This is a genomic window from Devosia faecipullorum (assembly GCF_015158295.1).
Lineage (GTDB): Bacteria > Pseudomonadota > Alphaproteobacteria > Rhizobiales > Devosiaceae > Devosia > Devosia faecipullorum.
This window is the reverse complement of record NZ_JACDXV010000001.1, coordinates 431,250-457,191: the sequence shown is the minus strand read 5'-3', so window position 1 is coordinate 457,191 and position 25,942 is coordinate 431,250. Positions and strand designations below refer to the sequence as shown.

Here is a 25,942-nt window from a genome sequence, read left to right as displayed (position 1 = left end):
CGGAAATGGCAATTTCTGCAAAAGGTGCGGATCGCCGCAAGGCCCGTGTCCGCAAGGCGCTCAAGGCTCGTGCCTTTGGACGTCCCCGTCTGTCGGTTTTCCGTTCGGACAAGAATATTTACGCACAGATCATCGACGACACGACCGGCCGTACGCTGGCCGCTGCCTCGACCCTGGAAAAGGACGTCAAGTCCTCGCTCAAGAATGGCGCGACCTCCGAGGCCGCTGCCCAGATTGGCAAGCTGATCGCCGAGCGTGGCGTGAAGGCCGGGGTTGGCGAGGTCGTTTTCGATCGTGGCGCCTATATCTATCACGGCCGTGTTAAGGCCCTTGCAGACGCTGCCCGTGAGGGCGGTCTGCAATTCTAACCACGGCGAGGAAGAGATAAAATGAGCAGAGACGTTCAAGAGCGCGAAAGTGAGTTCGTCGATCGCCTGGTCCACATCAACCGTGTGGCCAAGGTTGTGAAGGGCGGCCGTCGCTTCGGTTTCGCGGCGCTCGTCGTCGTGGGTGACCAGAAGGGTCGCGTCGGTTTCGGTCACGGTAAGGCCCGTGAAGTTCCTGAGGCGATCCGCAAGGCCACCGAGCAGGCGAAGCGCCAGATGATCCGCGTTCCGCTGCGCGATGCGCGCACGCTGCATCATGACGTTGCTGGCCGCCACGGCGCCGGCAAGGTCATCCTGCGTGCCGCTGTCCCAGGCACAGGCATCATTGCCGGTGGCCCGATGCGCGCCGTGTTCGAAACGCTTGGCATCAACGACATCGTTGCCAAGTCGCAGGGCACTGCAAACCCCTACAACATGGTTCGCGCCACGTTTGATGCGCTCAAGCGCGTTGACAGCCCCCGTGCGGTGGCTTCGCGTCGCGGCCTCAAGGTTTCCGAACTGCAGGCTCGCCGTGGCGAGACTGCCGTCGAAGCCTGATAGCGGGCTCGGAGAAGAACAATGGCTAAAGCAAAAACCATCGTCGTACAGCAGGTCGGTTCGCCGATCCGCCGTGAGAAGAGCCAGCGCGCGACCCTGATCGGGCTCGGGCTCAACAAGATGAACAAGCAGCGTGAGCTGGTTGATACGCCCGAAGTTCGCGGCATGATCAACAAGATCCCGCACCTCGTCCGCGTCGTCGGCGAGTAAGGGAGTTACGAACATGACTCGTTTGAATGATCTTCGTGACAATCCTGGCGCCAACAAGACCAAAGTCCGTATCGGTCGTGGTATCGGCTCGGGCGTCGGCAAGACCGGCGGCCGCGGCGGCAAGGGCCAGACGGCTCGCGCCGGTGTTGCCATCAACGGCTTCGAAGGCGGCCAGATGCCGCTTCACATGCGTATGCCGAAGCGCGGCTTCAATGCTTGGAATCCGAAGGATTTCAACGAAGTGCGCATCGACCGCATTCAGGCCTATATCGACAGCGGCAAGCTGGACATCAAGGGCGTGGTCGACGCTGCTGCGCTCGTAGCGGCTGGTGTCATCCGCCGCCCCAAGGATGGTGTCCGCCTGATCGGCGCCGAGGGCTTCTCGGCCAAGAAGGTTACCTTCAAGGTTGATTACGCCACCAAGGGGGCCACCGCTGCCGTTGAAGCGGCTGGCGGCAAGGTCGACCTCATCCCGGTCAAGGAGACCTGGAAGAAGGCCCCACGCGCCGAATAATCCATTCGGCAGGGCGCACCCGGCTATGACGGCTGGGTGCGCTCTTATGGTTTGTTGCGTCTGGGCGGTACATATCCCATATATGCTCCTCCAGCGCTCCGAGCGCACTTGGCACTTAGGCCATAGGAGCGATTTATATGGCGTCCGCAGCCGAACAGCTCGCACGTAATCTTTCTTTTTCGACCTTCTCGAAGGCGAAAGCCCTTCAGCAGCGCATCTGGTTCACACTGGGCGCGCTGCTTGTTTATCGTCTGGGCACCTATATCCCGCTGCCGGGCATCGATCCCGATGCGTTCCGCGCGACGTTCCAGCAGAGCCAGCAGGGCATTATCGGCATGTTCAACATGTTCGCCGGCGGTGCCGTCGAGCGCATGGCGATCTTTGCCCTCAACCTTATTCCCTATATCACTGCGTCGATCGTGATCCAGGTCGTGTCGACCGCGTCGCCGCGGCTCGAAGCTCTCAAGAAGGAGGGCGAGTCCGGTCGTCGGAAAATGAACCAATATACGCGCTACCTGGCCGTGCTGTTCTGCGCGGTGCAGGCCTATGGTATCGCCATTGGTCTCGAAGGCAGCCAGAATGTTGTGCTCATGGAGCCCTGGTTCTTCCGCATCTCGACCGTGATCACCCTGGTCGGGGGCACCATGTTCCTGATGTGGCTGGGTGAGCAGATCACCGCACGCGGTGTCGGTAACGGCATTTCGCTGATCATCTTCGCCGGTATCGTGGCAAACCTGCCGGCGACGGTGGCACAGACGCTTGAACTGGCCCGCACTGGTGCCATTCCAGGGTTCGCCGGCCTCGGCATGCTGGTTCTGGCTCTCGTTGTCATCGGCGTCATCGTGTTCTTCGAGCGTGCGCAGCGCCGGCTGCTGATCCAGTATCCGAAGCGGCAGGTCGGTAACAAGATGTTCCAGGGCGACACGTCGCATTTGCCGCTCAAGCTCAATACGTCAGGTGTGATCCCGGTGATCTTCGGTTCATCCCTGCTGCTGCTGCCGGCGACTATTGCCTCATTTGCCGCGCAGGGCGATGCACCGGCCTGGTTGACGACGGTTACGGCACTTCTGGGCCGCGGCCAGCCGCTTTATCTGGCGCTGTTTGCGTTCTTCATCGTGTTCTTCGCCTTCTTCTATACGGCAATCGTCTTCAATCCGACCGAAACGGCCGATAATCTGAAGCGGTCCGGTGGCTTCATTCCGGGGATTCGTCCCGGCGAGCGGACGGCGCAGCATATCGATTATGTGCTGACGCGTATCACGGTTCTCGGCGCGGCCTATCTTGCGGTCGTGGCGCTGATCCCGGAAGTGATGTTCAGCCAATTGGCGGTCAGCCAGTTCATCGGTGGCACGTCGCTGCTGATCATGGTGACGGTGACGCTGGATACGATCACGCAGATTCAGAGCCATCTGGTGGCCCAGCAATACGAGGGGCTGCTGAAGAAATCACGTCTTGGAGGAGGCAAGCGTCGATGAGGTTGATCCTGTTGGGACCGCCAGGGGCGGGCAAAGGAACGCAAGCAAAGATTCTGGTGGATGCCTATGGCATTCCTCAGCTCTCAACGGGCGACATTCTTCGTAATGCCATTGCCGAGCAGACACCGCTTGGGCTCGAGGCCAAGGCGATCATGGATCGTGGCGACCTCGTGTCCGATGATGTGGTCAACGGCATTGTCTCGGAGCGTCTCGACGCTGAAGACTGCAAGCCTGGGTTCATTCTGGACGGTTTTCCGCGCACCATTGCGCAGGCCGAAGCGCTGGATCGGATGTTGGCGGAAAAGGGCGTGAAGCTCGACGCCGTCATCGAACTCAAGGCCGATGCAGACGAATTGGTGCGCCGGGTCATCCAGCGGTCGAAAGACAGCAATCGCGCCGATGATAATCCTGATGTCATTCGCAAGCGACTCGATGTCTATGAAAGCAGCACGGCGCCGCTGGTCAGCTATTATGACAAGCAGGAGCTGGTGCGTCCCGTGGATGGCATGGCGCCGGTGGAAGACGTTACTGTGGCGATCAATTCGGCGCTTGGACGATAGATTTGGGGCCGGGCAGGGCTGTTGACTCTGGCCAGTCTTATCCTTAAAGAACCGCACCAGTCTCATGGATCATTGGGCTGGATTCGGTTTTCCCTTGGTTGGGGGTCGAATTCCGGTCCCTTGTTGTTTAAAGGCATCCGCCGTGATGGCGCATGTCGAATGAAGGAGAGCAGACGTGGCTCGTATTGCTGGCGTCAATATCCCGACGAATAAGCGCGTGGTGATCGCGCTGCAGTATATTCACGGGATCGGCGACAAGTTCGCCAAGGATATTACTGAGAAGGTCGGCATTCCGGCAGAGCGCCGCGTCAATGAACTGACCGACGCCGAGGTCATTCAGATCCGTGAAGCCATTGACCGCGACTATGTCGTGGAAGGCGATCTTCGCCGCAATGTGGCGATGAACATCAAGCGTCTGATGGATCTGGGCAATTACCGCGGTCTGCGTCACCGTCGTGGCCTGCCGGTCCGCGGTCAGCGCACTCATACCAATGCTCGCACCCGCAAGGGTCCGGCAAAGCCGATCGCCGGCAAGAAGAAGTAATGCTGTGCCTGCCATGGCAGGCCGGTTTGTTTGATTGGGTTTGGCGGGGCAGGGCTTTTGGGTTGCTCGATAGAGTGTCCGAAAAGACTTGATCCGCTAAATCCGTGGTGGAGCTGCTGGTATTACGGCAGCGCCGATACCCCCTAGAGGATAAGAATGGCCAAGGCTGAAGTCGCCCGCGTTCGCCGTAAAGAGCGCAAGAATATCACGTCTGGCGTCGCGCATGTGAACGCCTCCTTCAATAATACGATGGTCACCATCGCCGACATGCAGGGCAACACGATTTCGTGGTCGTCCTCGGGCGTGATGGGTTTCAAGGGCTCGCGCAAGTCGACCCCATACGCTGCTCAGGTTGCCGCTGAGGATGCTGCCAAGAAGGCGCAGGAACACGGCATGAAGACCCTCGAAGTGGAAGTTCGCGGCCCCGGTTCAGGTCGTGAATCTGCTTTGCGCGCCCTCCAGGCTGCCGGCTTCAACGTCACCTCCATCCGCGACGTGACCTCGATTCCGCACAATGGTTGCCGTCCGCGCAAGCGGCGCCGCGTCTAACAAGACCATTAATGAGCTCCCGGCCGATTGGATGGGTCGGGAGTCCTATTGTGTTTGCGGCGGTGCGGTCTTCCAGGACCGCGATTTTGAAAGGACAATACCGTGACGATCCAGAGGAACTGGCAGGAACTGATCAAGCCGACCAAACTGGACATTGTTTCGGGCAGCGACAACGCGCGCTTGGCCTCGGTGGTTGCCGAGCCGCTTGAGCGCGGATACGGTCTTACCCTGGGCAATGCCCTGCGTCGCGTGTTGCTGTCGTCGCTTCAGGGCGCGGCAGTGACCGCAATCCAGATCGACGGCATTCTGCATGAATTCTCTTCGCTGCCAGGCGTGCGCGAGGACATCACCGACCTGGTGCTGAACGTCAAGGAAATCGCTCTCAAGATGGGTGGTGAAGGCCCGAAGCGCCTGACCCTGTCCCGTCAGGGCCCTGGTGCGGTTACCGCCGGTGACATCAAAGTTTCCGGCGACATCGAAGTGCTGAACCCCGAGCTGGTCATTTGCCATCTCGACGACGGTGCTGAGATCAATATCGAGTTCACCGTCAATTCCGGCAAGGGTTACGTCCCAGCCGAGAAGAACCGTCCCGAGGACGCACCGATCGGCTACATTCCGGTCGACGCGCTGTTCTCGCCGGTTCGCCGCGTGAGCTACAAGGTCGATGCTACTCGTGCTGGTGAAAGCCTGGACAAGGACAAGCTGACTCTCAGCGTCGAGACCAATGGCGCGCTGTCGCCAGAGGATGCTGTGGCATTTGCCGCCCGCATTCTTCAGGATCAGCTCTCGGTCTTCGTCAACTTCGAAGAGCCCACCAAGGAGAAGGCGCAGGATTCGGTTCCCGAACTGGCTTTCAATCCGGCGCTGCTCAAGAAGGTGGACGAGCTCGAGCTGTCCGTTCGCTCGGCCAACTGCCTCAAGAACGACAATATCGTCTATATCGGCGACCTTATCCAGAAGACGGAAGCCGAGATGCTGCGGACTCCGAATTTCGGCCGCAAGTCGCTTAATGAAATCAAGGAAGTCCTGGCACAGATGGGGCTTCATCTCGGAATGGACGTCAACAACTGGCCGCCCGAGAATATCGATGACCTCGCCAAGCGCTACGAAGATCATTACTGATCTGGCGCTGCCAAGATTTTAGGAGAAACCCATGCGCCACGCTAATCGAGGCCGCAAGTTCAGCCGGACCGCATCGCACCGCAAGGCGATGTTTGCCAATATGTCTGCTGCGCTGATCAAGCACGAACAGATCGTCACCACGCTTCCCAAGGCCAAGGACTTGCGTCCGATCGTCGAGAAGCTCATCACCCTTGGCAAGCGCGGCGACCTGCATGCCCGCCGCCAGGCCATCGCGCAGATCCGCGATGAAGTACAGGTGCAGAAGCTGTTTGCCGTGCTCGGCCCGCGCTATGCCGAACGTCAGGGCGGCTATATCCGCATCCTCAAGGCCGGCTTCCGCTATGGCGACAATGCCCCGCTCGCCGTGATCGAGTTCGTTGATCGCGACGTCAATGCCAAGGGTCTGGATTCCGGTCCGAGCTTTGCTCAGGACGACGAATACGAAGCGGCATAAGCCTTCGGCTTCAGCTTTATGAAATTGAAACGGCTCCGGGTTTCCGGGGCCGTTTTATTTTGGCTGGGGGCCGGTGCTGGCGGATTGATTGTTCGTTCTGATGGAATGTGTGGCTGCGCAGTCAATAAAAAAGGGCACTGCATCGGCAGTGCCCTTTTCGCTCTTTGGTAGCTTAATCCTATTCGGTCGGTGCCATATCCTTGCCGGTGTAAACTTCATCCACCCAATATTGGTCGCGGCGGATGAAGCCGTTGAATGGGGTCAGCGAGGCTTGGGTATAGGCGCCCATGAGGCCGAATTCGATCCAGTCGTCTTCATCGATGTCTGCGGGTAGCGTGAAGACCTGCGGCAGCACGTCATAGGAATCGCAGGTGGGACCCCAGAGCGTGAACTCGGAAAACTCGCCGTTATTGTCGTGCAGGCGCGGGCCGCGCCAGACGCGTACCGGCGGCGTGAAGTGCATGAACTTCACTTCCATCAATGCGCCATAAGCCCCGTCATTGACATAGACTGACTGCCCGCCGCGCTGATGCTTGACGCGCAACAGCAGGGAGGTGGATGAGGTCACCAGGGCCCGGCCAGGTTCGATGATCAGGTCCGGCTTCTTCTTGCCGAAATGCTCGTCGACGGCGGCAGCGATGGTCTCGAAATAATGGTCCATTGGGGGCGCCACACTGGTCGGGTAGGGGGCAGGATAGCCACCGCCGATATTGAGGCGCTTCAATTCGATCCCAGCTTCGTCGACGATCCGGGCAGCGGCCGCGATATGGCGCTCATATGCGTAGGCGTCTTCGCACTGGCTGCCGACGTGGAAGCAGAGGCTGGGCGTATAGCCCATCTTTTCGACGGCGGTGACGATTTCGGCCGCGGACTGCTCCATGACACCGAACTTGATGCCGAAGTCGTAACTCTTGAGCGCCTTGCCGGCCTTGAAGCGCGTCGTGACTTCCACGTCGCGACTGGGCGACACCACGGCTGCGAGCTGGTCGAGCTGCTGAGGATGGTCGATGGTAAAGCTACGGACGCCGAACTCTTCATAGGCGCGCTCGATCTCGCGCTTGTTCTTGATCGGATTGTTGTAGTGCATCACCGCGCCCGGAGCGTGGTCGCGCACCAGCTCCATTTCCACGTTGGAGGCGACGTCGAACGCCTTCAACCCTTCGGCGTGAAGCTGCGCGATGATGTGTGGCGACGGGTTGCACTTGACCGCATAGGTCAGCAGGCCGTCGAAGCCCTTCTTGAAGACCTTGATCGCCCTATGAAACTCCTTTTCTGAAAACAGGAAGGAGGGAAAGTCCGGCGCTTCGGCGGCGATCAGCGCGGAAGTATTGGCGTGGACGATTTTCGGCTCGTCGGTCATTGGACAACAGGCCTTTCAGGGGCTGGAGAGAACGCGGGAACTTCAATGCGTTCTAGGGTTTTCCGATTAGAAATCGCATCAAAGTGAGCGCTGCATATAGGGCTGTGTGACCCCAGGCGCAAACGATTATTTGACTGCAATACCAACTATGCCGAAACGTCATTTTGGTGACAGATTTGCTGTGTTTTCGTCATGGGGCGGCAGGCTTTGGTTTTTGCCGCCAAACTGAATCAGAAAGTGTACTCATGTCGTTGCGAACACTTGTTTTTTCGGTGTTGACGCTCGCCGTTCTGGGCGTTGGAGGTTCCCTGGTTCTGGCGTCGTGGAATTTCGCGCCGCCGCAGGCCCAGTCACAGACTGCCTCACCTGATCTGTTGGAGCCGAGGCCGCTCGAACGGGCCCTGCCGCAAAGCGATGCCCAGGTGAAACTGAGCTTCGCGCCCATCGTTCAGGCTGTGTCGCCGTCGGTGGTCAATGTCTATGCCACGCGCATCGAGCAGCAGGCGGTGTCACCTTTTGCCAGCGATCCGTTTTTCTCCAGGTTTTTTGGTGACCAGTATTTCCAGACGAGGCCAAGAGAATCGCGCTCGCTCGGTTCGGGTGTCATCGTCGATGAGGGGGGCGTCATCCTCACCAACAGCCATGTGATCAGCGGTGCCACCGATATCCGTATCGCGCTCAATGACGGACGTGAATTTGCCGTCGATCTGGTGGTCGAAGATCGCCAGACCGATCTGGCGGTGCTGCGCGTCCGCGACATGAACGGCGCCAGCTTTCCGGCCATTACCTTTGCCGATAGCGATGCGCTGCTGGTGGGCGATCTGGTTCTGGCCATCGGCAACCCGTTCGGTGTCGGGCAGACGGTCACCAGCGGAATTGTCTCGGCGTTAGCGCGCACCGGCGTCGAGACGTCCGAGTATGAATTCTTCATCCAGACCGACGCGGCGATCAACCCGGGCAATTCCGGCGGTGCCCTGGTCGATATGGAAGGCCGACTTGTCGGCATCAATACGGCGATCTATTCGCAATCGGGCGGCTCGGTGGGTATCGGCTTTGCCATTCCTGCCAATATGGCGCGACTGGTGGCTGAAGCAGGCGTCACCGGCGGCGAGATCGTGCGTCCCTGGTTTGGCGCCAAGTTGCAGGCCGTCACCTCCGATATTGCGGCAAGCCTGGGCCTGGACGCGCCGCATGGAGCCATGGTGACCGAGGTGGCGCCGCATGGGCCAGCGCAGCGTGCCGGCTTCCAGTCCGGAGACATTATTCTCTCGGTTGACGGTCAGAAGGTGGACGACCCCTCCGCATTCAATTTTCGGTTGGCGACGCGCAAGCTCGGCGAAATTGCCAATCTGGAGCGGCTGCGTAGTGGTGCGTCGGAGATGATTGCCTTTCCGGTGGAAGCCGCGCCACGTCCCGCTGCGGATGCCAGCGTCACGATCTCGGGCAATACGCGCTTTGCCGGCGTCACCGTGCGCCAGCTCGATCCAGCGCTCAGCGAGGCCAAAGGTCTGCCCTACGAGGCCAGCGGCGTCATCGTCACGGCCATCGAAGCCGGTTCAGCTGCCGAAGCCATGGGCCTGCGCGTGGACGACATCATCCTGGCGCTCAATGACACCGAGATTGCCAGCGCAACGGCATTCCAGCAGATCGCCAGCCAGCGCGCCCGTACCTGGCAGATCATCTTGCAGCGGAATGGGCGGGTGAGCAGGTCGATCGTCAGCGGGTGATGCATGACACGGCGGGGTCTGCTAGAGGGAAGCCATGTCCGATCTCTTCGCCGCCGAACCCGATGATGCCGACAAGGCTCGCCCGCTTGCCGATCAACTGCGTCCGCGCGCGCTGGACGAGGTGATCGGTCAGGAGCATCTGCTGGGCTCCGGCGGAACCCTGCGGCGTATGTTGGCCTCTGGCCGGCTCGGCTCGCTGATCCTTTGGGGGCCGCCGGGCACCGGCAAAACGACCGTGGCACGGTTGCTGGCCGATCAGATCGGCTACCGCTTCGAGCAGATTTCGGCCATTTTCTCCGGTGTGGCCGATCTCAAGAAGGTGTTCGAGAAGGCGCGGTTCGAGCGTCTCTCGGGGCACCGCACCTTGTTGTTCGTGGACGAAATCCATCGCTTCAACCGCGCCCAGCAAGACAGTTTCCTGCCGGTTATGGAAGATGGCACCGTGGTGCTGGTGGGGGCGACGACGGAGAACCCGTCGTTCGAACTCAATGCGGCGCTGCTCTCGCGTAGCCAGGTCCTGCGCTTCGAATCGCTGGGGCGGGGCGATCTGGAAAAGCTGCTGACCCGCGCCGAAGACTTGCTCGGCGCGAAATTGCCACTTGAAGATGAAGCGCGCGAGACCCTGCTTGGCCTCGCCGATGGCGATGGGCGCGCCCTGCTGGGGCTGGTCGAGGAGATCCTGGCCTCGGCGCAGCCGGACGAGATATTGACCGCGGCCAGCCTGCTCAACGTGGTGCAGCGGCGGGCGCCGATCTACGACAAGGCGCAGGACGGCCATTACAACCTGATTTCGGCCCTGCACAAGACGATACGCGGTTCCGATCCCGACGCGGCGCTTTATTATTTCGCTCGCATGCTGGACGCAGGCGAAGATCCGCTCTTCCTCGCTCGCCGTCTGATCCGCATGGCTTCCGAGGATATTGGCCTGGCCGACCCGCAGGCGCTGCAACTCGCTATTGCCGGGCGCGACGCCTACCAGATGCTGGGCTCGCCGGAGGGCGAACTATCGCTGGCGCAGGTTGTGGTCTATCTGGCGCTGGCTCCCAAATCCAACGCCGTTTACACCGCCTATAAAGCCGCCATTTCTGTCGCCAAATCGACGGGCTCGCCGATGCCGCCTATGGTGATCCTCAACGCCCCGACCAAGGTGATGAAGGGGCAAGGCTATGGCGATGGTTACATTTATGACCATGACACGCCTGAGGCATTTTCTGGCCAGGACTATTTCCCCGAGAAGATCGGTCGGCAGGATTTTTATCATCCGGTCGAACGCGGCTTCGAGCGTGACCTGCGCAAGCGCATGGATTATTTCGCCAGGCTTCGCGCCGCCAAGGCCGACGGCGGTCAATCTGACTAGCTAGTTCCTGTCGCGCCATCGCCCCGATTGGCCGCTTTCAAGGCCAAATTGATAGAGCGAGGCCAGCCATTCGGGCGACCCGAACAGGTTGTCACTTTCCGGGAATTCGCCAGGTATGGCCGTCATCCGGTACAGTACACCGCCCGATTTCGCCGAATTGGCCAGTTCCGCCAGATTGGCACGGCCAAGATATTTCAACAGCGTTGGCACCGCGCGGCCGATCAGCGCCATGCTGGATGGCTGAACAGTGGCTGGGGAGGCATCGACCACGCCATTGAAGATCACATAGAGGCGTGTATCGCCGCGTGCTCCGACCTTGCCCCAGCCGCCCGGCATCAGCAGCACCTGTTCGGTGACGCCACCATCGACGTGCATTTCGCTGTAGTCGTGGCCATTGCTGGACACTTCGATCAGCACCGGCTGGAATACGGTGGGCACCGCCGTTGAGGCCAGTATGACGCTGCGTACCAGTTCGAGTCGGTGTGGATCGTTGCTATTGGCAATGGCGCCGATGTCCCAGACGACGGGGCGCTGAGCATCGAGATTGGTGGTGCCGATATAGAGGCGGCGTCCCTGACGGTGGGCGAGGGCGATTTGGTCAAGGATGCCCTGATCCACGGCCTTGTCGATGGCATTCCTGATCGGGCCGTTATCGAGAATGGCGCTGCCGCCGAGCAGGGCCGAAAGAAAGTTGGCCTTGGGATTGCTGGCGCCGCTCAGCGCCAGATAGACCTCGTGCAAGTGCTGATCATAGTCGGTTCCGAGGAACGCCAGTGGCGCGATGATGGCGCCGACGCTGATGCCGGTGACGACTTCGAAATCAGGGCGCGCGCCGGAATTGGTCCAACCGATCAGATAGCCGGCGCCATAGGCGCCGTTAATGCCGCCTCCCGACAAAGTGAGGAAATCCACCTGGCCGTCCGAGCCTTGCTTTACCCTGGTATGGCTGGCGGCGAAATCCGGGTCGTCGCCCCAATAGCGCAGCGGGGAGGTCGTTGCCATTGCCCCCCGGGCGACAAGGTCGACGGGTATTTCGGCGCGCTTACCGGCAAAGGCGGCGCATCCCGAAAGCACGAATGCCGACACAAATAATGCCGACAAAAGTCTGGAAAACTCGTTCATGCCTGGCCCCCCTGGCGCTATACTGGCTCTAGCTACTACTGTTCCCCCTAGTGAATGGCAAACGATTCAGTGGAAGTTTCGTTATTTTCATCAATGGTTTACCGCTCATGAATACCGCCTTTTTGGTGGGTGCCGGCGGCGCTGTCGGCGCAATGGCGCGCTATTTCTTCTCCGTTCTGGTGGCTCGGTATTGGCACGGCCCGTTCCCGCTCGCGATCCTCCTGGTCAACATAATCGGCGCTGTCGCCATGGGGATCTGCATTGGTTTGCTCGCCCGCTTCCTGCCGCCATGGCAGGAGCAGGCAAGGCTGTTCCTGGCGGTCGGCGTACTGGGCGGATTTACGACCTTTTCCTCGTTCACCCTAGATACGATCGTGTTGATCGAGCGCGGTGAACTCGTGCAGGCGGGCCTCTATGTCGTGTTGTCGGTTGTGGTTTGCCTTCTGGGCCTATATCTCGGGCTCCTGATCACCAGAGGCGGCATGACATGAGCGGCGTTCAACATCGGGAAGTTACGGCGGATGATGACGGGATGCGGCTTGACCGCTGGTTTTCCCGGCATTTTCCGCAGCTCGGTTTTGCCCGTTTGCAAAAACTGATCCGTAATGGCGAGGTCAAGGTCGACAAGGCCAAGGTGCAGACCAGCACGCGGCTGACCGAAGGTCAGATCGTTCGCGTTCCGCCGATCGACGATCCTGATACGGTTCGCCCATTCAAGGTCAATGCGGAAGATGTGAGGTTCCTCAAGGACTTGATCCTCTATGAGGACGATGACCTCTACGTTTTCAACAAGCCTCATGGCCTTGCGGTGCAGGGCGGTAGCGGCACCGTGCGACATATGGATGGCCTGTTGAAGAACCTGCCCAACAAGCAGGGGGAAGCGCCGCGACTGGTGCATCGGCTGGATCGGGACACGTCGGGGTGCCTGGTGGTTGCCAAGACGGCGGCAGCGGCCAAGCATTTCGGCTCGGTGTTTCGTTCGCGTTCGGCGCGCAAGATCTATTGGGCGGTGGTGGCGGGCAATCCAAGTCCCCGTCAGGGCGAGATTTCCTGCTTTCTGGCCAAGCAACAGACCACTGACGGCGAGCAGATGGTGGTGGTGCGCAATGGGGCGCCGGGGGCGGTGCATTCGTCGAGCTATTATTCGACCACCGATACGGCCAGCCGCCGCTTTGCCTGGGTGACGTTGAAGCCGGTGACCGGGCGGACGCATCAATTGCGCGTGCATATGGCGCAATTGGGGACGCCGATCATCGGCGATCCGCGCTATTTCAATATCGAGAACTGGCAGGAAGCGCCGGGGCTGGCGGAGGGGTTGCATCTGCATGCACGCCGCATCGCGTTGCCGCTGCGCAACGGAAAAAAGATAGATATTTCAGCGCCTTTGCCGCCACACATGCGGCAGAGTTTCGAGGCACTCGGCTTCGATCCCGACCGCTTCGATGCCCAGAATTCCGACCCGGAGGATGGGGCGTGAACCTTGTCATGTTCGACATGGACGGGACGCTGATCGATACCGGCTCCCTGATCGCCGAGCATATGGCGACGACCTTTGTCGGGGCCGGGCTGGCGGCGCCGGGCCCGGAGCAGGTAAGGCGGATCATCGGGCTGAGCCTGCCGCAGGCCATGCTGGCGCTGCTTGGGTCTCAAGACATTGAATTTGCGAACAAATTAGCCGACGAATATCGTCAGCACTACCGTGCGTCGCTGGTTTCCGCCGAGGGCCGGGAGGGATTGTTTCCCGGTGCGCGGGAGGCTCTGGACGAGCTTCACGGTCGAACCGGAATGCTGCTCGGAATTGCCACCGGCAAGGGGCTGAACGGCGTGCATAGGCTGACGCAACTCCATGGAATTGCTGAACATTTTGTGACCTTGCAGACGCCAGACCACAATCCTTCAAAGCCGCATCCCGGCATGATGCTGCGGGCGATGGAGGAGACCGGGGCTGATAAAAGCCAGACGCTGATTGTCGGAGACACCACGTTCGATATCGAGATGGGCAAGGCCGCTGGAACAAAAACCATTGGTGTTTCATGGGGTTACCATAATCCCGATGAATTGCTCCGGGCTGGTGCTGACATAATCGTACGGGATTATGCGGATCTACCCGCGGCGATCGACACGATTCTAGGAGCATAAAGATGCGCGACCAGTTGGAAGACGCACACAGGCACCAGGACGATGGCTATGGACGGGCGCAGCACCTGAACAAGGTGGAATTGCCGAAGCGCTTTTATAGCAGTGTGGACGTGGCCCGGGGAGAAGATGGCTTCTCGGTGACGCTGGACGGCAAGCAGGTGCGCACGCCGGGACACAAAATTCCCGTTGTCGTGCAATCACTTGGCATTGCGCAGGCCATGGCCGAGGAATGGGCGGCGCAGGGCGAGTTCATCGATCCGGCGAGTATGCCGATGGTGCGGCTGATCAATTCGGCGGTGGAGAGCGGCGACGAGATGGTGCCGGCCTTCCGTGCCGAAATCGGCAAGTTCGCCGGCAACGATCTTTTGCTCTATCGCGCTGATTCTCCTCAGGAATTGGTGGCGGAGCAGGAGCGGCACTGGGATGGTGCGCTGGTCAAGTTGGCGCGGCATTTCGACGTGTCATTTCAGCCGACAATCGGAATTCTGCATCAGAAACAACCGGATGCGACGCTTTTGGCGCTGGATGCGGCGCTGGAGGGGCAGGGGCTCCACATGCTGACCGCGCTGGTCTCCATTACCGGGTTGACAGGATCGGGCCTGCTGGCAATTGCGCTTTTGAATCAATTGCTTGATGAGGATGAAATCTGGGAAGCCGCGCATGTGGACGAGGATTACCAGATCCGCCTCTGGGGCGAGGACGAGGAAGCGCAGGAACGCCGCAAAAAGCGTCGAATCGAGTTCGATATGGCGGCAAAAGTCGTCGCAGAACTGCGTTGAAGCCGTCTTCGTCAGCACATTGCTAACATTTCGAAGGGTCAGGCGCGGTTGCTGATCCAGTCGGCGGTTTCCGGCGCGATTTCGCGCAAGGGAAGCAGCACGAAATCGCGTTCATGAGCGAAGCGATGCGGCAGAGTCAGCTTAGCGCTGTCCATTTCGACACGCTCATAGGCGATGAGGTCGATGTCGATGAGACGCGGCCCCCAGACCTCATGACGGACCCGGCCCATGTCGCGCTCGATGTCGAGACAGGCATGGAGCAGGTCGATGGGCGAGAGGCCGGTTTCGACCGCCAGCGCCATATTGGCGAAATCGGGCTGATCGGTCTTGCCCCATGCCTTGGTGATGATGATGGACGAGCGGGCGGTGACCGCGATGCGCTCATGCGCGTCGAGCAGGCGCACTGCCTCTTCCAGTTGTGCCTGCGGGTCGCCGATATTTGCGCCCAGGCTGAGCCATGCCGTCGCCATCATGCAGGCCGGACGCGATGGAGTTCGATGGCGGCTTCGCCGCGCACCATGGCGATGGGCGCTTCGGGCTTGCGGACGCGCACGATGACCCAATCGATGTCGGAAAAGGCCGTGAACAGGGCGTCGACGATATTCTGGCCAACGGCCTCGATCAGATGCATGCGGCGGGTTTCGAAGGCAGACTTCACCACGTCATAGATGTCGGCATAGGAGACGGTAGCCCCTATTGTGTCGGTGTGGCCGGGTCCGGACAGGTCGACGCCGCATTGCAGATCGATGAGGAAGCGCTGACCTAGCCTTGCTTCTTCGTTGAAGAGGCCGTGATAGCCATAGAAACCCAGATCGTTGAGGATGATGCGATCACCGGTGAAGGATGCGGTCATTCTGTCTCTCGCAAGTCGAAATACGCGGAACTGCCTGCGCCCCAGCCTCATTCCTTCCCATCATGCGGGAGGAGGCGCAGGAGCGGTTGGGCTCGACTATTCGGCACCATACAATGTTGCCTGGGCAACGCGAAGGGCGTCGCGGTTTTCTCTTACGTCATGCACCCGAAAAATATGGCCGCCGCGCTCATAGGCCTGAACATTGGTGGCGACGGTGCCGGGGAGGCGGTCCGCCGCGTCCCGGTCGAGCAGGCGGCCGATCATGGATTTTCGCGAGGTGCCGATCAGGAGGGGTTGGTCGGAGAAATTGCGAGTCAAATCCGGGAGTTGGCGCAGAATGCTGTAATTCTGATTCAAGGTCTTGGTGAAGCCGAAGCCGGGATCGAGAACGATCCGGGCCGGATCGATGCCAGCCCCCGCCGCTATGGAGCGGGTGCGGTCGAAATAGGTGATCATGGCGGGGATGGGATCGGTTTCGGCGGTCCAGTCGCGGTCCCAGTGCATGGCAATGATCGGGGCGCCGTGAAGTGCGACGATCTCCGCCATTTCCGGCGCGTCCTGAAGGCCGTTGACGTCGTTGACGATGTCGGCCCCTGCCTGAAGGGCCTGATCGGCCACCAGCGGCTTCATGGTGTCGATGGATATGGGGGCGGCAATGCCGTCGGCGCGGATGGCGTCGATGACCGGCATGACGCGGTCGAGTTCCTGCTGCACGCCGACCGGTTCGGCGCCTGGGCGGGTGCTTTCGCCGCCGATGTCGATAATGTCGGCGCCTGCGGCCAGCATGTGGCGGGCATGGGTGAGCGCCGCATCGACACGGTTATGGGCGCCACCGTCCGAGAAACTGTCGGGCGTGACATTGAGAATGCCCATAATGAGCGCCTGCCGGCCAAGCACGAGCGGCGGGCGGTGACGCAGGACGATGGTGTGAATCTTGTGCATGGCGGCTCCAACAGGTCCGGTTTAGGGCGGAGCGGGGGGCTGCTCAAGAGGAGAGTCAGGCTCTCCTGCCTCTATTGAAACCGCGCAAGTGGGGGAGACTTGTCGTTGACGCTGGGGCGCCGAATAACTGCGAGGTCAGTTCGCAAGGCGGGCCGGCCGCCGGGGTGACCGGCCCGTCTTCAAGATTTATTTCGATACGGCGCGACCGATGATGATGATGATGCATGCGCCGATGAAGCCAGCGATCAGATAGCCGATCCAGCCGCCGAAGGAGATTCCCAGCAGCCCGAACACCAGGCTGGCGAGGATGGCGCCGACTATGCCCAGGATGACATTTTTCAGTACACCGCCGCCGGCACTCATGAACATGCTGGCGAGCCAGCCCGCCACGCCGCCGATCAGGATGGCCGCAATCCAACCTACTCCGTCAAAACCCATTATGCTTCTCCTCTCGCAACTGAGTCTTTCGACATTGCGAGCGTGGCATAGTGAACGGAAATAGCAAGGTCGCTACGCGCAGACCGCCGAGAAATGCCGCATCTGGCGGAAGTCCGGGGACATGGACGCAATTGCGGAATCGTCCGTTAAGGTTTGTTTACGGATGCCTGCGAAGCAGGAACCGGTTTCCGGCGAAGCGAAAGAAAAGCAAGTGAAGTGGCCCTCCAGATTCGTGCTGCGCAACACGGCGCTGGTGTCGCTGGTGGCGGCAGCCATCTCCATTTCGCTGTCGACGGGGTTACGGATGATCATCGGGGCGGAGGCCGATCTGGTGACGGTGATCATGCGGCTGGTCCTGCCCTTCGCCATTGCCATCCCTATAGCATTGGTGGGTTTTTCCAAGCTCGACCAGGTGCTGAAATCCTATCGCGCCCTGATGCGGCGCAGCAGTGAGCTGGCGCGTCATGCTGCAACCGATCCGCTGACCGGATTGCTCAATCGCCGCAGCTTCGTCGAACAGTTCGACCTGGCCATGTCCCATGGGGTGAGCGGGCTGTTTGTTCTGGCGGACGCGGATCATCTCAAAAGGATCAATGACCAGCACGGACATCTGGCGGGCGATGACGCGATTGTCGCCATCGCCCAGGCGCTGGAGAATGTGCTGGGCGACGACAGCCTGATCGGCCGCATCGGCGGCGATGAGTTCTGCGCCTTCCTGCCCAATCGCAGCGGTGGCCCGGACGCGACCTGGCTGGCCGAAATCAATCAGATAGCGAGCGTAGAATTCGCCCGCAGGAGCAATATCGTGGGCCAGTCGCTCTCGGTAAGCCTCGGAATTGCCTCCTGCCGCGCTGGCACGACGTTTCGCGAGGCGATGGAGCGCACCGATATGCGGCTTTATGGGCACAAGCATGCGCGCCGCGACGCCGAACGGGCCGCCTGAGCGGCCCGCGTGCCATAGGGGTCAGGCGGGTTCGGCGAAGAGATCGTATTCGTCGTTATCGGTGACCTTGACCGAAACGATGTCGCCGATCTTGATATTGTCCGCCCGCTCGATGATCACCTGACCGTCGATTTCCGGCGCATCCCATTTGGAACGGGCAATGGCGCGGTTTTCTTCGGGGCGCACATCGTCGACGATGACATCGATGGTGCGACCGACCTTCTTCTGAAGCTGGTGGAAGGAGACGTTCTGCGCCACTTCCATCAATTGGGCGAAGCGCTCTTCCTTGACCTCGTCGGGAACCACGCCATCAAGTTCATTGGCGGTGGCGCCGGTGACGGGCTCGTATTTGAAGCAGCCGGCGCGGTCGATCTCGGCTTCCTCGATGAAATCGAGCAGCATTTCGAAATCTTCCTCGGTCTCACCGGGGAAGCCGACGATGAAATTGGAGCGCACCGTGAGGTCGGGCACCTGGCGCTTCCAGTCGAGAATGCGGTTGAGGGTCTTTTCCTGATGCGCGGGGCGGCGCATGGCCTTGAGCACGTTCGGGGAAGCATGCTGAAAGGGGATGTCGAGATAGGGCAGGACCAGGCCTTCGGCCATCAATTCCATCACCGGATCGACATGGGGATAGGGATAGACATAGTGCAGACGCACCCAGGCACCCAGCTCGCCCAGTTCCTTGGCCAGATCATAGAATTTGGCCTTGACCTCGCGCCCGCGATATTTGGACGTCGCATATTTGAGGTCCAGCCCATAGGCGCTGGTGTCCTGGGAAATGACCAGCAATTCCTTGACGCCGGAGCGGATCAGGCCCTCGGCTTCCGAGAGGATGCCGGCGGCGGGGCGGGAGGCGAGATCGCCGCGAATTTGCGGGATGATGCAGAAGGTGCAGCGATTGTTGCAGCCTTCGGAAATCTTGAGATAGGCGTAATGGCGCGGGGTGAGCTTGAGCCCGCTTTCGGGCACCAGGTCCACGAAGCGGTTCGGCACAGGCGGCAAATGATCATGCACCGCCGAGACCACGCTTTCATATTGATGCGGGCCGGTAATCGCCAGAACCGAAGGATGGGTCTCGCGGATCAGGTTTTCCTCGACGCCGAGGCATCCGGTAACGATCACCTTACCGTTTTCGTTGAGCGCTTCGCCAATGGCTTCAAGGCTTTCCTGCTTGGCGCTGTCGAGAAAACCGCAGGTATTGACCAAAACGATATCGGCCCCGGCATAGTCGCGGCTGAACGAATAACCCTGCGCGCGCAGGGTGGTCATGATGCGCTCGCTGTCCACGAGAGCCTTGGGGCAGCCGAGGCTGACGAGACCGATTTTGGGCGCCTGAGTCATGCGCGGGGCATTCCAGTTCTGGATTGGATGGCGCGTCATAGCGAAAGTCTGGCTTCTAGGCAATGTGACTGCCCGTCACCAGGGGCGGAGCAGCCCTTCCGGAAACGGTGAACACGCCGATTTGACCGGTGCCGAACGGCGAACAGTGCGTGCGGAAATGCGCTGGTTCCGGGGAGGAACCGATTTGGCTAGGCGTGGTTTTCTCTCGACGCCGCCCTGGCGTTGCCTGAAAGGAAGATCATGACCGACCGCCTCTCCCCCTATGCGCCGCAGGCCCTTGCTGTCTTGCGCATCGTTGCCGCGCTGCTGTTTTTCCTGCACGGCACGCAGAAGCTCTTCGGCTTCCCCGCCGCCGAGTTCATGCCGCCGGTGGGCAGCATTTTCTGGTTCGCGGGGGTCATCGAAATCGTCACCAGCGTGCTGATCGCCATCGGCTTCTTCACCCGCCCGGCGGCATTCCTCGCCTCCGGCACCATGGCGGTGGCCTATTGGATGGCGCATGCGCCGGGCGATCTCTATCCGACCAATAATGCCGGCGACGCGGCGATCCTGTTCTGTTTCGTCTTCCTCTACCTGGTCTTTGCCGGACCGGGCGCCTGGAGCATCAACAAGAAATAAGAGCGGCGCGGGACATATACGCTGTGCAATGCGTGAAAAAGGCCACCGATCCGGTGGCCTTTTTTATTCAATTGGTGGTTTTGGGCGGCGTCCGCCTGGCGGTGCGGCGCGGCTTGTGGGTCTCGCCCGGCTTGGTGGCCGGTGCGCGCATCGGTTCAGCGGCGGGAGGCGGGGTCGGCGCCGGCGTCATCGAGGGCAGGGGCTCGGTGGCCGGGGTGATATATTCGTCGGCCTCGGCATAATCGCTGTCCTGGCCTTCCTCGGCCAGATCGCGAATGGCGTCGCGCACCTCATCGAGCAGGGACGCCGAATAGCGCGAGCGTTGCAGCGAATCGCCGCTCTCCTCGTGCTTCTTGAACCAGACCAGCAGGGCCTCGCAGCCGATGCGCAGGCCGACAAAGGCCAGCAGGCCGAATACCGCGATTTCCAGCAGGCCCCAAAGCCCGTCGCCAAAGCCGGTGCCGAAGCGGAAGAAGAAATGGCTGATGGCCCAGAGCAGGATGGCGGCCAGGCCCAGCGCATAAAAAATCGGCACCAGACGCGGAGACAGAATGGCATCGAGCCGGAACAGCGTCTGGCGCGTCAGGAGGCGTTTTAGATCGTCCAGGGTCATCGTGTCCTCGATTCCGGTTCTGTCTATAAATTGGTCGGCTCAATCCGGGATGGCAAGGCCCGGGCGGAAGGAAGCGGTTGGGCCGAAAATGGCCTCAAAGCGGCGGCGCAGCACCGAATCGACCTCGGGCATGGACAGGAGCAGGCCCAGATCCTCGAACGAGGTGACGCCCTGATCAATGATGCCGCAGGGCACGATGCCATCGTAATGGGAGAGGTTGGGCGCGATATTGAGCGAGATGCCGTGGAAGGTGATCCATTTGCGCACCCGCACGCCGATGGCGGCGATCTTGTCCTCGCTGCCCGGGCCCTTTTCGGGGCGAGACACCCAGACGCCGACACGGCCATCGCGCCGTCCAGCCGAAATATTGTGGGCGGCCAGAGTGTCGATGACCCATTGTTCCAATCCCTGCACCAGGCAGCGGATGTCGCGGCCGCGCCTGGTCAGGTCGAGCATGACATAGGCCACGCGCTGGCCGGGGCCATGATAGGTATATTGTCCGCCGCGCCCGGCGGCAAAGACGGGAAAGCGCGGATCGAGCAGGTCTTCGGGGCGGGCCGAGGTGCCGGCGGTGTAAAGGGCGGGATGCTCGAGCAGCCAGACCGCCTCGCGCGCTTCGCCATTGGCAATGGCGGCAACGCGCTCGTCCATCATGGCGAGCGCCTGTTCGTATTCGAGGGGTGTCTCGAAGATACGCCATTCCACCGGCTGCTGGTCGGGGCGACGCAGTTTTGCGCCGCTTTGGCACGTTCCGTTATTGGCTGTTAACACTTCCATAACCAGATATGGCCGACTTTCGCGTTTACCGAATCCGCTCGCGGGGCGCGGATCATTTTGCTCGAAACCCTTATCTATGGGCACACTGGACAATATTGAAGTCGATATCACGGTGGAACTGGGCGCGACGACCATGCCCATCCACCATTTGCTGCGCATGGGCCGCGGCGCGGTGATCGAACTGGATGCCGGCGAGCACGATCCGCTCAGGATTTACGCCAATAACACGCTGATCGCCAAGGGCGAGGTCAATGTGGAAGAAGGCCAATTGCGGGTCTTCGTCACCGAGAAGATATTCAAGCTCGGCTGAAGAGACGGGCGGAGGAGAATTTGAAAGTTCTTCTCGACCGGCGATCGGCACCTCTCACCAGAATCATTTTGGGCAGCATGGTCATCATGGCCGTCGTCATCGGCTTTTATGACGGCGACCCGATGGTCGGCCTGACCGTCGGCGCCGTGGGCCTCGCCATTCTTTGCGCCATCATCTTGATCGCAACAAGGATAACGGGACGGCGGCAATTAAGCTGGCTGGCGCTGGACGGTGACATCCTGCTGGCGCGCAGGGTGCACTATCGGGATCGCGGGGAATTGCTGCGCATGAAGCTGGCGGAGATCGGCAATTGGCAAACAAGCACGCGGCGCTACAAGCGCGAGACCTATAGCGAGATCAGTTTCGAGCATGCCGGGCAATTGTTCTGGTTCTATCTTTCGGACGACGGGCACCCGGACCTCGAGCTCATAGAGGCCATGGTCCCCGAAAGCGCCTGGAAAGCGGGATTACGGCCATCCACGCCGACCCGCATGCACAAAGCTGAATGAAAACGTATTTAAGCGCTTGAGGTTGGCCCGGAGCTTTGCTACATCCCCACTCGCTTCGCCGCCGCTGGCGGATGAAGCTTCTACCACAACGTGCGGTCGTGGCGGAATTGGTAGACGCGCAGCGTTGAGGTCGCTGTGCCGCGAGGCGTGGAAGTTCGAGTCTTCTCGACCGCACCAGTCACTTTGGTGACGAAACAGGAAGCTGCCGCGAGGCGGCTTTTTTGTTGTCTGGGCGGCCTCGCCGGGCGCTGAATATCAATTTCGGGTGGTCTTCAGCTTTTCGGGGGCCTTGAAGGCCCAGGCGTCGTGCAGGCGCAGCGATAGTTCTTCGTCGCTGATCCGGTCGAGGCGGATCAGCATGACGTCCTGGCCGACGTGAAGGTCGGTCTCGAAATAAATGTCGGGCGAAATCTCCATCAGCAGCACTTTCTGATCTGCCGGGCAGCGCAGGACCAACGTCTTCGCATCGAGCAGGTGGACGAACACGGCGCCGGCGACCATGAGGGCAGGGGCGCCTTCATGGGTGGAGGGGGCAATGCCGGGCAGGTCCCGGGCGACGGCCAGCCGGTGCAGGCGCAGGAAACCTTCGTTCAGTTCAACGTTCATGCTCATTTTCGTGACACCTCCTGTGTCTCGACGAAAAAGCCACAAGGCCAGACTGGCGCAATGGCAGGCGATTGGCTATGGCTCTACTGCCCCTGAAACACTCAGGACACGAAAGGGCTCCCAATGAGCGAAGAATTCGAAATGGCGCCCGGAAATGAAACCGGGATCGACAATGATGCCTTCCGCGACGCCGAGGGGCGGATAAGCCCGCTCTGGCTGGAGCGGTTGCGCGCCTTTATCGAGGCCGGCCGCGCCGACGACGTGGCCCTGGTGATGACGCCGCTGCACATGTCCGATGCCGGCGACGCGCTGGAACAGCTCGTGCATGACGAGCGGCTGGCGCTGGTGCGGATGCTCGGGGACAAGTTTGACTTTTCGGCGCTGACCGAGGTGGACGAATCCATCCGCGTCGAACTGATGGACGCGCTGCCCAATGCGGCCATTGCCCGCGGCGTCGCCGAGATGGACAATGACGACGCGGTCTATCTGCTCGAAGACCTCGAAAAGGAAGACCAGGACGAAATTCTCTCGGCGCTGCCGACATTCGAGCGGCTGGCGCTGAAGCGGAGCCTGGATTTTCCCGAGGAATCCGCCGGACGGCGGATGCAGACCGATTTCATCGCCATCCCGCCATTCTGGACGGTGGGCCAGACCATCGACTACCTGCGCAGCGAAAAGGATCTGCCGGACGAATTCTACCAGATCTATGTGGTGGATGCCGCCTATAAGGTGCTGGGTACGCTGCCGCTGGACAAATTCCTGCGGACGCCGCGCGCCACCAAGATCGACAGCATCATGAATACCAGCCTGGTGCTGGTGAAGGCCGGTGAAGACCAGGAAGAGGCCGCACGCAGCTTCGAGCGCTATGACCTGGTGGAAGTCGGAGTGGTGGACGAGAATGGTCGGCTGGTGGGCGTGCTGACCATCGACGACATCGTCGACGTCATCCAGGAAGAAGCCGAAGAAGACATCAAGCTTCTGGCGGGCGTGGGCGACGAAGACCTGTCGGACACGATGGTCGATACGGTGCGCAGCCGCGCGCCATGGCTGGGCGTCAACCTGGTTGCGGCGGTGCTGGTATCGATGGTCATCGGGCTGTTCAACGCCACGATCGAGCAGATGGTGGCGCTGGCCGTGCTGATGCCCATCGTCGCCTCCATGGGCGGCAATGCCGGGGCGCAGACCATGACGGTGACGGTGCGGGCGCTGGCCATGCGGGAACTGGATGGCGGGCGCCTCAAACGGCTGATCCGCCGCGAAATGGTGGTCGGTCTCGCCAATGGGGTGATTTTCGCCATCCTGATCGGCATCGTCACCAGCCTGCGCTATGGAAATGCGGAGCTGGGCGTGGTGATCGGGCTGGCCATGGTCATCAACATGATCGTGGCGGGAACGTTTGGAATTCTGGTGCCGCTGACGCTGGACAAATACAAGGCCGATCCGGCCATCGCCTCCGCGGTCTTTGTAACCACCATCACCGATGTGGTTGGTTTCTTTGCGTTTCTGGCGCTGGCCGGCTTCTGGTTCGGCCTTTTCTAGGGCGAAAAATTGAACCGAAAGCGGCGGTCGAGTGTTGCAATCTGGCCGCTTGCTTCCCATCTGGCGGACGGTTAACGATTCATCGCCGGCCCCGTTCGGGTCGGTGTGAACGACTGACAAGGAGCAATCTATGCGCAGTCTACCCAAGACCAACGTCATGCAGACCTTGAGCTGGGCGCTGGTATGCCTCTTTTCGATGGGGCTGGTTGTCGCCGTAGTCGCTGGCGTGTGATTGGCCGTCGCGTTTTCGGATCGCAGAAGCGGTTTTCACATTTGCCGAGAACGCCATAGGAAGACGCTGGAGTTTTTCACCCAGAAGATTATGACAAGGGCGCCCGGCCACTGGGCGCCCTTGTTGCTGAGGATGAGGATATTCGATGAAACTCTTGATCGGGAATCGGAATTACTCGACCTGGTCGCTGCGGCCCTGGCTGGTGCTGCGGCATTTTGAAATCCCGTTCGAGGATGAGGTGCTGCAACTTTCAGGGTCGGGCTGGCGCGACGTGCTGGCGGAGCGCTCGCCGACCGGCAAGGTGCCGGTGCTGATCGACGGCGCGCTGGTGATCCCCGAAACCATCGCCATCATCGAATATCTGGCCGAAACATTTCCCGACAAGGCCATCTGGCCGCAAGGGCGGGAGGCGCGCGCACTGGCCCGGGCGGCGGCGGCGGAAATGCATGGCGGGTTCTCGGCGCTGCGCAGCCATGCTCCGATGAATCTGCGGGCCAGCCATCCCGGAAAGGTCGATCTCGACGCGGTGCGGGGCGATCTTCATCGGGTGGAGACGCTATGGGGCCGGTTGCTGGAAAAATCCGGCGGGCCTTATCTGTTCGGCGATTTTTCGGGCGCCGATGCCATGTTCGCACCGCTGGCGACGCGGCTGCGGACCTATGACCTGCCGGTGTCCGACATGGTGGGGCGCTATGTCGAGGCGATCTATGCGCTGCCCGCCTTCCAGGAATGGCGGGGCCTCGCCCTGCAGGAGCCATGGGTGGTGGACGACGACGAAATCGACGTCATCCAGGGGCGGGTGGCGCCCGGGACGATCGTATGATCCATATGATTAAGCTCTGCGTCGGCGTGGCCAGCGTGGAGGAACTGGAAAGCTACCGCGACGAGCGGGCGCATTGGTGGGATGCCGATTACGGCGAGGACGTGCATGTGCATCGCACCCGCATGATGCCCAAGCGCCGCGAGGAAATGGAGGGTGTTTCCTCGATCTATTGGGTGATGTCGGGCACGATCTGCTGCCGGCAATCCATCCTGCGGCTGGCGAAATACACCAATGCAGAGGGGATCGATTATTGCGACATCATCATGTCGCCGGACATCGTGCGCACCTTGCCCTATCCCAAACGGCCATTCCAGGGCTGGCGCTATCTCCGGCCAGAGGATGCGCCGCCGGACATGGACAGCAATGACAATGAAAATTCAGCCGAAATCGCCGCCGAACTGGCGCGGATGGGCCTGATCTAGGATTTTTCGGCTCTCGATCGGGGGCCTTGGCAACCGGGGATCGTCAAGGCGTGGCCGCTCCTGACTCCCCCTGTCAGCAGGCTCCCCTAAACCCGGCTTGACCGAATCCATATTGTTCTGGTTACGTTCACGTAAGTCACG

At 60.7% G+C, this 25,942-nt stretch carries 33 protein-coding genes and 1 tRNA gene; 24 read left to right on the top strand and 10 right to left on the bottom strand.

What is annotated here, in order from left to right; genetic code table 11:
- Positions 1 to 5: 5 nt before the first annotated feature.
- The 10 genes from rplR (at position 6) to rplQ (ending at position 6,351) form a co-directional block, all read left to right on the top strand.
- A complete protein-coding gene (gene rplR / locus H0482_RS02265) occupies positions 6 to 368 on the top strand; it encodes a 50S ribosomal protein L18 (RefSeq protein ID WP_193728392.1) in 363 nt (120 codons plus the stop codon).
- A 21-nt stretch (positions 369 to 389) separates the two neighbouring features.
- Positions 390 to 923, top strand: a complete 534-nt coding sequence (gene rpsE, locus H0482_RS02260; protein WP_193728391.1) for a 30S ribosomal protein S5 — start codon at positions 390 to 392, stop codon at positions 921 to 923.
- 21 nt (positions 924 to 944) lie between these two features.
- Positions 945 to 1,133 carry a 50S ribosomal protein L30 gene (rpmD, locus tag H0482_RS02255; RefSeq protein ID WP_067453366.1) on the top strand — a complete coding sequence of 63 codons (189 nt, stop codon included), beginning with the start codon at positions 945 to 947 and terminating at the stop codon, positions 1,131 to 1,133.
- 13 nt (positions 1,134 to 1,146) lie between these two features.
- Positions 1,147 to 1,647 carry a 50S ribosomal protein L15 gene (gene rplO, locus H0482_RS02250; protein ID WP_193728390.1) on the top strand — a complete coding sequence of 167 codons (501 nt, stop codon included), beginning with the start codon at positions 1,147 to 1,149 and terminating at the stop codon, positions 1,645 to 1,647.
- Positions 1,648 to 1,784: 137 nt separating this feature from the next.
- Positions 1,785 to 3,122, top strand: coding sequence for a preprotein translocase subunit SecY (secY, locus tag H0482_RS02245; RefSeq protein ID WP_193728389.1), 1,338 nt, complete (start codon positions 1,785 to 1,787; stop codon positions 3,120 to 3,122).
- Positions 3,119 to 3,682 (top strand): adenylate kinase, encoded by a 564-nt coding sequence (locus tag H0482_RS02240; protein ID WP_193728388.1) that lies wholly within the window; start codon positions 3,119 to 3,121, stop codon positions 3,680 to 3,682. Before secY ends, H0482_RS02240 begins: the two co-directional genes overlap by 4 nt.
- A 175-nt stretch (positions 3,683 to 3,857) precedes the next feature.
- Positions 3,858 to 4,226: a 30S ribosomal protein S13 gene (rpsM, locus tag H0482_RS02235; RefSeq protein ID WP_164534017.1), complete on the top strand. Its 369-nt coding sequence runs from the start codon at positions 3,858 to 3,860 to the stop codon at positions 4,224 to 4,226.
- Between the two features lie 156 nt (positions 4,227 to 4,382).
- A complete protein-coding gene (gene rpsK / locus H0482_RS02230; protein ID WP_169194879.1) occupies positions 4,383 to 4,775 on the top strand; it encodes a 30S ribosomal protein S11 in 393 nt (130 codons plus the stop codon).
- Between the two features lie 102 nt (positions 4,776 to 4,877).
- Entirely contained in the window at positions 4,878 to 5,897 is a 1,020-nt protein-coding gene (locus tag H0482_RS02225; protein ID WP_193728387.1) for a DNA-directed RNA polymerase subunit alpha, read from the top strand.
- Positions 5,898 to 5,928: 31 nt separating this feature from the next.
- A complete protein-coding gene (gene rplQ / locus H0482_RS02220; RefSeq protein WP_193728386.1) occupies positions 5,929 to 6,351 on the top strand; it encodes a 50S ribosomal protein L17 in 423 nt (140 codons plus the stop codon).
- Between the two features lie 178 nt (positions 6,352 to 6,529).
- On the opposite strand, the gene H0482_RS02215 is transcribed toward rplQ, so the two are convergent.
- A complete protein-coding gene (locus H0482_RS02215) occupies positions 6,530 to 7,711 on the bottom strand; it encodes a type III PLP-dependent enzyme domain-containing protein (RefSeq protein ID WP_193728385.1) in 1,182 nt (393 codons plus the stop codon).
- A 245-nt stretch (positions 7,712 to 7,956) separates the two neighbouring features.
- Here H0482_RS02215 and H0482_RS02210 point away from each other — a divergent pair, with 245 nt between their 5' ends.
- Entirely contained in the window at positions 7,957 to 9,438 is a 1,482-nt protein-coding gene (locus H0482_RS02210) for a Do family serine endopeptidase (RefSeq protein ID WP_193728384.1), read from the top strand.
- Between the two features lie 34 nt (positions 9,439 to 9,472).
- Positions 9,473 to 10,795, top strand: a complete 1,323-nt coding sequence (locus H0482_RS02205; RefSeq protein WP_193728383.1) for a replication-associated recombination protein A — start codon at positions 9,473 to 9,475, stop codon at positions 10,793 to 10,795.
- Here H0482_RS02205 and H0482_RS02200 read toward each other — a convergent pair whose 3' ends face one another.
- Positions 10,796 to 11,917 (bottom strand): patatin-like phospholipase family protein, encoded by a 1,122-nt coding sequence (locus H0482_RS02200; protein ID WP_193728382.1) that lies wholly within the window; start codon positions 11,915 to 11,917, stop codon positions 10,796 to 10,798.
- Between the two features lie 107 nt (positions 11,918 to 12,024).
- Here H0482_RS02200 and crcB point away from each other — a divergent pair, with 107 nt between their 5' ends.
- From crcB to H0482_RS02180, 4 genes are read left to right on the top strand one after another with little or no spacing between them, the layout of a single operon-like run.
- On the top strand, positions 12,025 to 12,408 hold the full coding sequence (crcB, locus tag H0482_RS02195; protein WP_193728381.1) for a fluoride efflux transporter CrcB: 384 nt from the start codon (positions 12,025 to 12,027) through the stop codon (positions 12,406 to 12,408).
- On the top strand, positions 12,405 to 13,394 hold the full coding sequence (locus H0482_RS02190) for an RluA family pseudouridine synthase (RefSeq protein WP_193728380.1): 990 nt from the start codon (positions 12,405 to 12,407) through the stop codon (positions 13,392 to 13,394). The genes crcB and H0482_RS02190 overlap by 4 nt, the downstream gene beginning before the upstream one ends.
- Positions 13,391 to 14,056, top strand: coding sequence for an HAD family hydrolase (locus H0482_RS02185; protein ID WP_193728379.1), 666 nt, complete (start codon positions 13,391 to 13,393; stop codon positions 14,054 to 14,056). Before H0482_RS02190 ends, H0482_RS02185 begins: the two co-directional genes overlap by 4 nt.
- A gap of 2 nt (positions 14,057 to 14,058) precedes the next feature.
- Positions 14,059 to 14,835 (top strand): ATP12 family chaperone protein, encoded by a 777-nt coding sequence (locus H0482_RS02180; protein WP_193728378.1) that lies wholly within the window; start codon positions 14,059 to 14,061, stop codon positions 14,833 to 14,835.
- Positions 14,836 to 14,873: 38 nt separating this feature from the next.
- Here H0482_RS02180 and folK read toward each other — a convergent pair whose 3' ends face one another.
- The 4 genes from folK to H0482_RS02160 form a co-directional block, all read right to left on the bottom strand.
- A complete protein-coding gene (folK, locus tag H0482_RS02175) occupies positions 14,874 to 15,308 on the bottom strand; it encodes a 2-amino-4-hydroxy-6-hydroxymethyldihydropteridine diphosphokinase (RefSeq protein WP_230989416.1) in 435 nt (144 codons plus the stop codon).
- Positions 15,305 to 15,688: a dihydroneopterin aldolase gene (gene folB, locus H0482_RS02170; protein ID WP_193728377.1), complete on the bottom strand. Its 384-nt coding sequence runs from the start codon at positions 15,686 to 15,688 to the stop codon at positions 15,305 to 15,307. The genes folK and folB overlap by 4 nt, the downstream gene beginning before the upstream one ends.
- A gap of 96 nt (positions 15,689 to 15,784) precedes the next feature.
- A complete protein-coding gene (folP, locus tag H0482_RS02165) occupies positions 15,785 to 16,630 on the bottom strand; it encodes a dihydropteroate synthase (RefSeq protein WP_193728376.1) in 846 nt (281 codons plus the stop codon).
- A 186-nt stretch (positions 16,631 to 16,816) separates the two neighbouring features.
- Entirely contained in the window at positions 16,817 to 17,068 is a 252-nt protein-coding gene (locus H0482_RS02160) for a GlsB/YeaQ/YmgE family stress response membrane protein (protein ID WP_193728375.1), read from the bottom strand.
- Positions 17,069 to 17,279: 211 nt separating this feature from the next.
- Between H0482_RS02160 and H0482_RS02155 the strand changes: the two genes are divergently transcribed.
- Positions 17,280 to 18,011 (top strand): GGDEF domain-containing protein, encoded by a 732-nt coding sequence (locus H0482_RS02155; protein WP_330998171.1) that lies wholly within the window; start codon positions 17,280 to 17,282, stop codon positions 18,009 to 18,011.
- A gap of 21 nt (positions 18,012 to 18,032) precedes the next feature.
- Here the strand turns inward: H0482_RS02155 and rimO are convergent, their stop codons facing one another.
- The gene (rimO, locus tag H0482_RS02150) at positions 18,033 to 19,352 is read right to left on the bottom strand and encodes a 30S ribosomal protein S12 methylthiotransferase RimO (RefSeq protein ID WP_210319055.1); all 1,320 of its coding nucleotides are present in this window, start codon (positions 19,350 to 19,352) and stop codon (positions 18,033 to 18,035) included.
- Between the two features lie 240 nt (positions 19,353 to 19,592).
- Between rimO and H0482_RS02145 the strand changes: the two genes are divergently transcribed.
- Positions 19,593 to 19,970, top strand: coding sequence for a DoxX family protein (locus H0482_RS02145; RefSeq protein WP_193728372.1), 378 nt, complete (start codon positions 19,593 to 19,595; stop codon positions 19,968 to 19,970).
- A gap of 67 nt (positions 19,971 to 20,037) precedes the next feature.
- Here H0482_RS02145 and H0482_RS02140 read toward each other — a convergent pair whose 3' ends face one another.
- On the bottom strand, positions 20,038 to 20,583 hold the full coding sequence (locus H0482_RS02140; RefSeq protein ID WP_193728371.1) for a DUF4282 domain-containing protein: 546 nt from the start codon (positions 20,581 to 20,583) through the stop codon (positions 20,038 to 20,040).
- Positions 20,584 to 20,622: 39 nt separating this feature from the next.
- Positions 20,623 to 21,360 carry a lipoyl(octanoyl) transferase LipB gene (gene lipB / locus H0482_RS02135; RefSeq protein ID WP_193728370.1) on the bottom strand — a complete coding sequence of 246 codons (738 nt, stop codon included), beginning with the start codon at positions 21,358 to 21,360 and terminating at the stop codon, positions 20,623 to 20,625.
- A gap of 76 nt (positions 21,361 to 21,436) precedes the next feature.
- On the opposite strand from lipB, the gene H0482_RS02130 reads away from it, so the two are divergent.
- From H0482_RS02130 to H0482_RS02120, 3 genes are all read left to right on the top strand, one after another.
- Complete coding sequence (locus H0482_RS02130; protein ID WP_193728369.1) at positions 21,437 to 21,670, top strand: FliM/FliN family flagellar motor switch protein; 234 nt, start codon at positions 21,437 to 21,439, stop codon at positions 21,668 to 21,670.
- A 20-nt stretch (positions 21,671 to 21,690) separates the two neighbouring features.
- Positions 21,691 to 22,179, top strand: a complete 489-nt coding sequence (locus H0482_RS02125) for a hypothetical protein (RefSeq protein WP_193728368.1) — start codon at positions 21,691 to 21,693, stop codon at positions 22,177 to 22,179.
- A gap of 92 nt (positions 22,180 to 22,271) precedes the next feature.
- Positions 22,272 to 22,356: transfer RNA gene (locus H0482_RS02120), tRNA-Leu, on the top strand.
- Between the two features lie 78 nt (positions 22,357 to 22,434).
- On the opposite strand, the gene H0482_RS02115 is transcribed toward H0482_RS02120, so the two are convergent.
- Positions 22,435 to 22,791, bottom strand: a complete 357-nt coding sequence (locus tag H0482_RS02115) for a hypothetical protein (RefSeq protein ID WP_193728367.1) — start codon at positions 22,789 to 22,791, stop codon at positions 22,435 to 22,437.
- 117 nt (positions 22,792 to 22,908) lie between these two features.
- Between H0482_RS02115 and mgtE the strand changes: the two genes are divergently transcribed.
- The 3 genes from mgtE (at position 22,909) to H0482_RS02100 (ending at position 25,801) form a co-directional block, all read left to right on the top strand.
- Positions 22,909 to 24,324 carry a magnesium transporter gene (gene mgtE / locus H0482_RS02110; RefSeq protein WP_230989415.1) on the top strand — a complete coding sequence of 472 codons (1,416 nt, stop codon included), beginning with the start codon at positions 22,909 to 22,911 and terminating at the stop codon, positions 24,322 to 24,324.
- Between the two features lie 377 nt (positions 24,325 to 24,701).
- Entirely contained in the window at positions 24,702 to 25,379 is a 678-nt protein-coding gene (locus H0482_RS02105) for a glutathione S-transferase family protein (RefSeq protein ID WP_193728366.1), read from the top strand.
- Positions 25,376 to 25,801 (top strand): DUF1489 family protein, encoded by a 426-nt coding sequence (locus H0482_RS02100; protein WP_210319054.1) that lies wholly within the window; start codon positions 25,376 to 25,378, stop codon positions 25,799 to 25,801. Before H0482_RS02105 ends, H0482_RS02100 begins: the two co-directional genes overlap by 4 nt.
- The last annotated feature ends 141 nt before the right edge of the window (positions 25,802 to 25,942 follow it).

What these genes read in the sequence shown, in the direction of transcription:
- rplR (WP_193728392.1), top strand. Translation starts at nt 6, where the DNA reads ATGGCAATTTCTGCAAAAGGTGCGGATCGCCGCAAGGCCCGTGTCCGC.
- rpsE (WP_193728391.1), top strand. Translation starts at nt 390, where the DNA reads ATGAGCAGAGACGTTCAAGAGCGCGAAAGTGAGTTCGTCGATCGCCTG.
- rpmD (WP_067453366.1), top strand. Translation starts at nt 945, where the DNA reads ATGGCTAAAGCAAAAACCATCGTCGTACAGCAGGTCGGTTCGCCGATC.
- rplO (WP_193728390.1), top strand. Translation starts at nt 1,147, where the DNA reads ATGACTCGTTTGAATGATCTTCGTGACAATCCTGGCGCCAACAAGACC.
- secY (WP_193728389.1), top strand. Translation starts at nt 1,785, where the DNA reads ATGGCGTCCGCAGCCGAACAGCTCGCACGTAATCTTTCTTTTTCGACC.
- H0482_RS02240 (WP_193728388.1), top strand. Translation starts at nt 3,119, where the DNA reads ATGAGGTTGATCCTGTTGGGACCGCCAGGGGCGGGCAAAGGAACGCAA.
- rpsK (WP_169194879.1), top strand. Translation starts at nt 4,383, where the DNA reads ATGGCCAAGGCTGAAGTCGCCCGCGTTCGCCGTAAAGAGCGCAAGAAT.
- rplQ (WP_193728386.1), top strand. Translation starts at nt 5,929, where the DNA reads ATGCGCCACGCTAATCGAGGCCGCAAGTTCAGCCGGACCGCATCGCAC.
- H0482_RS02215 (WP_193728385.1), bottom strand. Translation starts at nt 7,711, where the DNA reads ATGACCGACGAGCCGAAAATCGTCCACGCCAATACTTCCGCGCTGATC.
- H0482_RS02210 (WP_193728384.1), top strand. Translation starts at nt 7,957, where the DNA reads ATGTCGTTGCGAACACTTGTTTTTTCGGTGTTGACGCTCGCCGTTCTG.
- H0482_RS02205 (WP_193728383.1), top strand. Translation starts at nt 9,473, where the DNA reads ATGTCCGATCTCTTCGCCGCCGAACCCGATGATGCCGACAAGGCTCGC.
- H0482_RS02200 (WP_193728382.1), bottom strand. Translation starts at nt 11,917, where the DNA reads ATGAACGAGTTTTCCAGACTTTTGTCGGCATTATTTGTGTCGGCATTC.
- crcB (WP_193728381.1), top strand. Translation starts at nt 12,025, where the DNA reads ATGAATACCGCCTTTTTGGTGGGTGCCGGCGGCGCTGTCGGCGCAATG.
- H0482_RS02190 (WP_193728380.1), top strand. Translation starts at nt 12,405, where the DNA reads ATGAGCGGCGTTCAACATCGGGAAGTTACGGCGGATGATGACGGGATG.
- H0482_RS02180 (WP_193728378.1), top strand. Translation starts at nt 14,059, where the DNA reads ATGCGCGACCAGTTGGAAGACGCACACAGGCACCAGGACGATGGCTAT.
- folK (WP_230989416.1), bottom strand. Translation starts at nt 15,308, where the DNA reads ATGATGGCGACGGCATGGCTCAGCCTGGGCGCAAATATCGGCGACCCG.
- folB (WP_193728377.1), bottom strand. Translation starts at nt 15,688, where the DNA reads ATGACCGCATCCTTCACCGGTGATCGCATCATCCTCAACGATCTGGGT.
- folP (WP_193728376.1), bottom strand. Translation starts at nt 16,630, where the DNA reads ATGCACAAGATTCACACCATCGTCCTGCGTCACCGCCCGCCGCTCGTG.
- H0482_RS02160 (WP_193728375.1), bottom strand. Translation starts at nt 17,068, where the DNA reads ATGGGTTTTGACGGAGTAGGTTGGATTGCGGCCATCCTGATCGGCGGC.
- rimO (WP_210319055.1), bottom strand. Translation starts at nt 19,352, where the DNA reads ATGACTCAGGCGCCCAAAATCGGTCTCGTCAGCCTCGGCTGCCCCAAG.
- H0482_RS02145 (WP_193728372.1), top strand. Translation starts at nt 19,593, where the DNA reads ATGACCGACCGCCTCTCCCCCTATGCGCCGCAGGCCCTTGCTGTCTTG.
- H0482_RS02140 (WP_193728371.1), bottom strand. Translation starts at nt 20,583, where the DNA reads ATGACCCTGGACGATCTAAAACGCCTCCTGACGCGCCAGACGCTGTTC.
- lipB (WP_193728370.1), bottom strand. Translation starts at nt 21,360, where the DNA reads ATGGAAGTGTTAACAGCCAATAACGGAACGTGCCAAAGCGGCGCAAAA.
- H0482_RS02130 (WP_193728369.1), top strand. Translation starts at nt 21,437, where the DNA reads ATGGGCACACTGGACAATATTGAAGTCGATATCACGGTGGAACTGGGC.
- H0482_RS02115 (WP_193728367.1), bottom strand. Translation starts at nt 22,791, where the DNA reads ATGAGCATGAACGTTGAACTGAACGAAGGTTTCCTGCGCCTGCACCGG.
- mgtE (WP_230989415.1), top strand. Translation starts at nt 22,909, where the DNA reads ATGAGCGAAGAATTCGAAATGGCGCCCGGAAATGAAACCGGGATCGAC.
- H0482_RS02105 (WP_193728366.1), top strand. Translation starts at nt 24,702, where the DNA reads ATGAAACTCTTGATCGGGAATCGGAATTACTCGACCTGGTCGCTGCGG.
- H0482_RS02100 (WP_210319054.1), top strand. Translation starts at nt 25,376, where the DNA reads ATGATCCATATGATTAAGCTCTGCGTCGGCGTGGCCAGCGTGGAGGAA.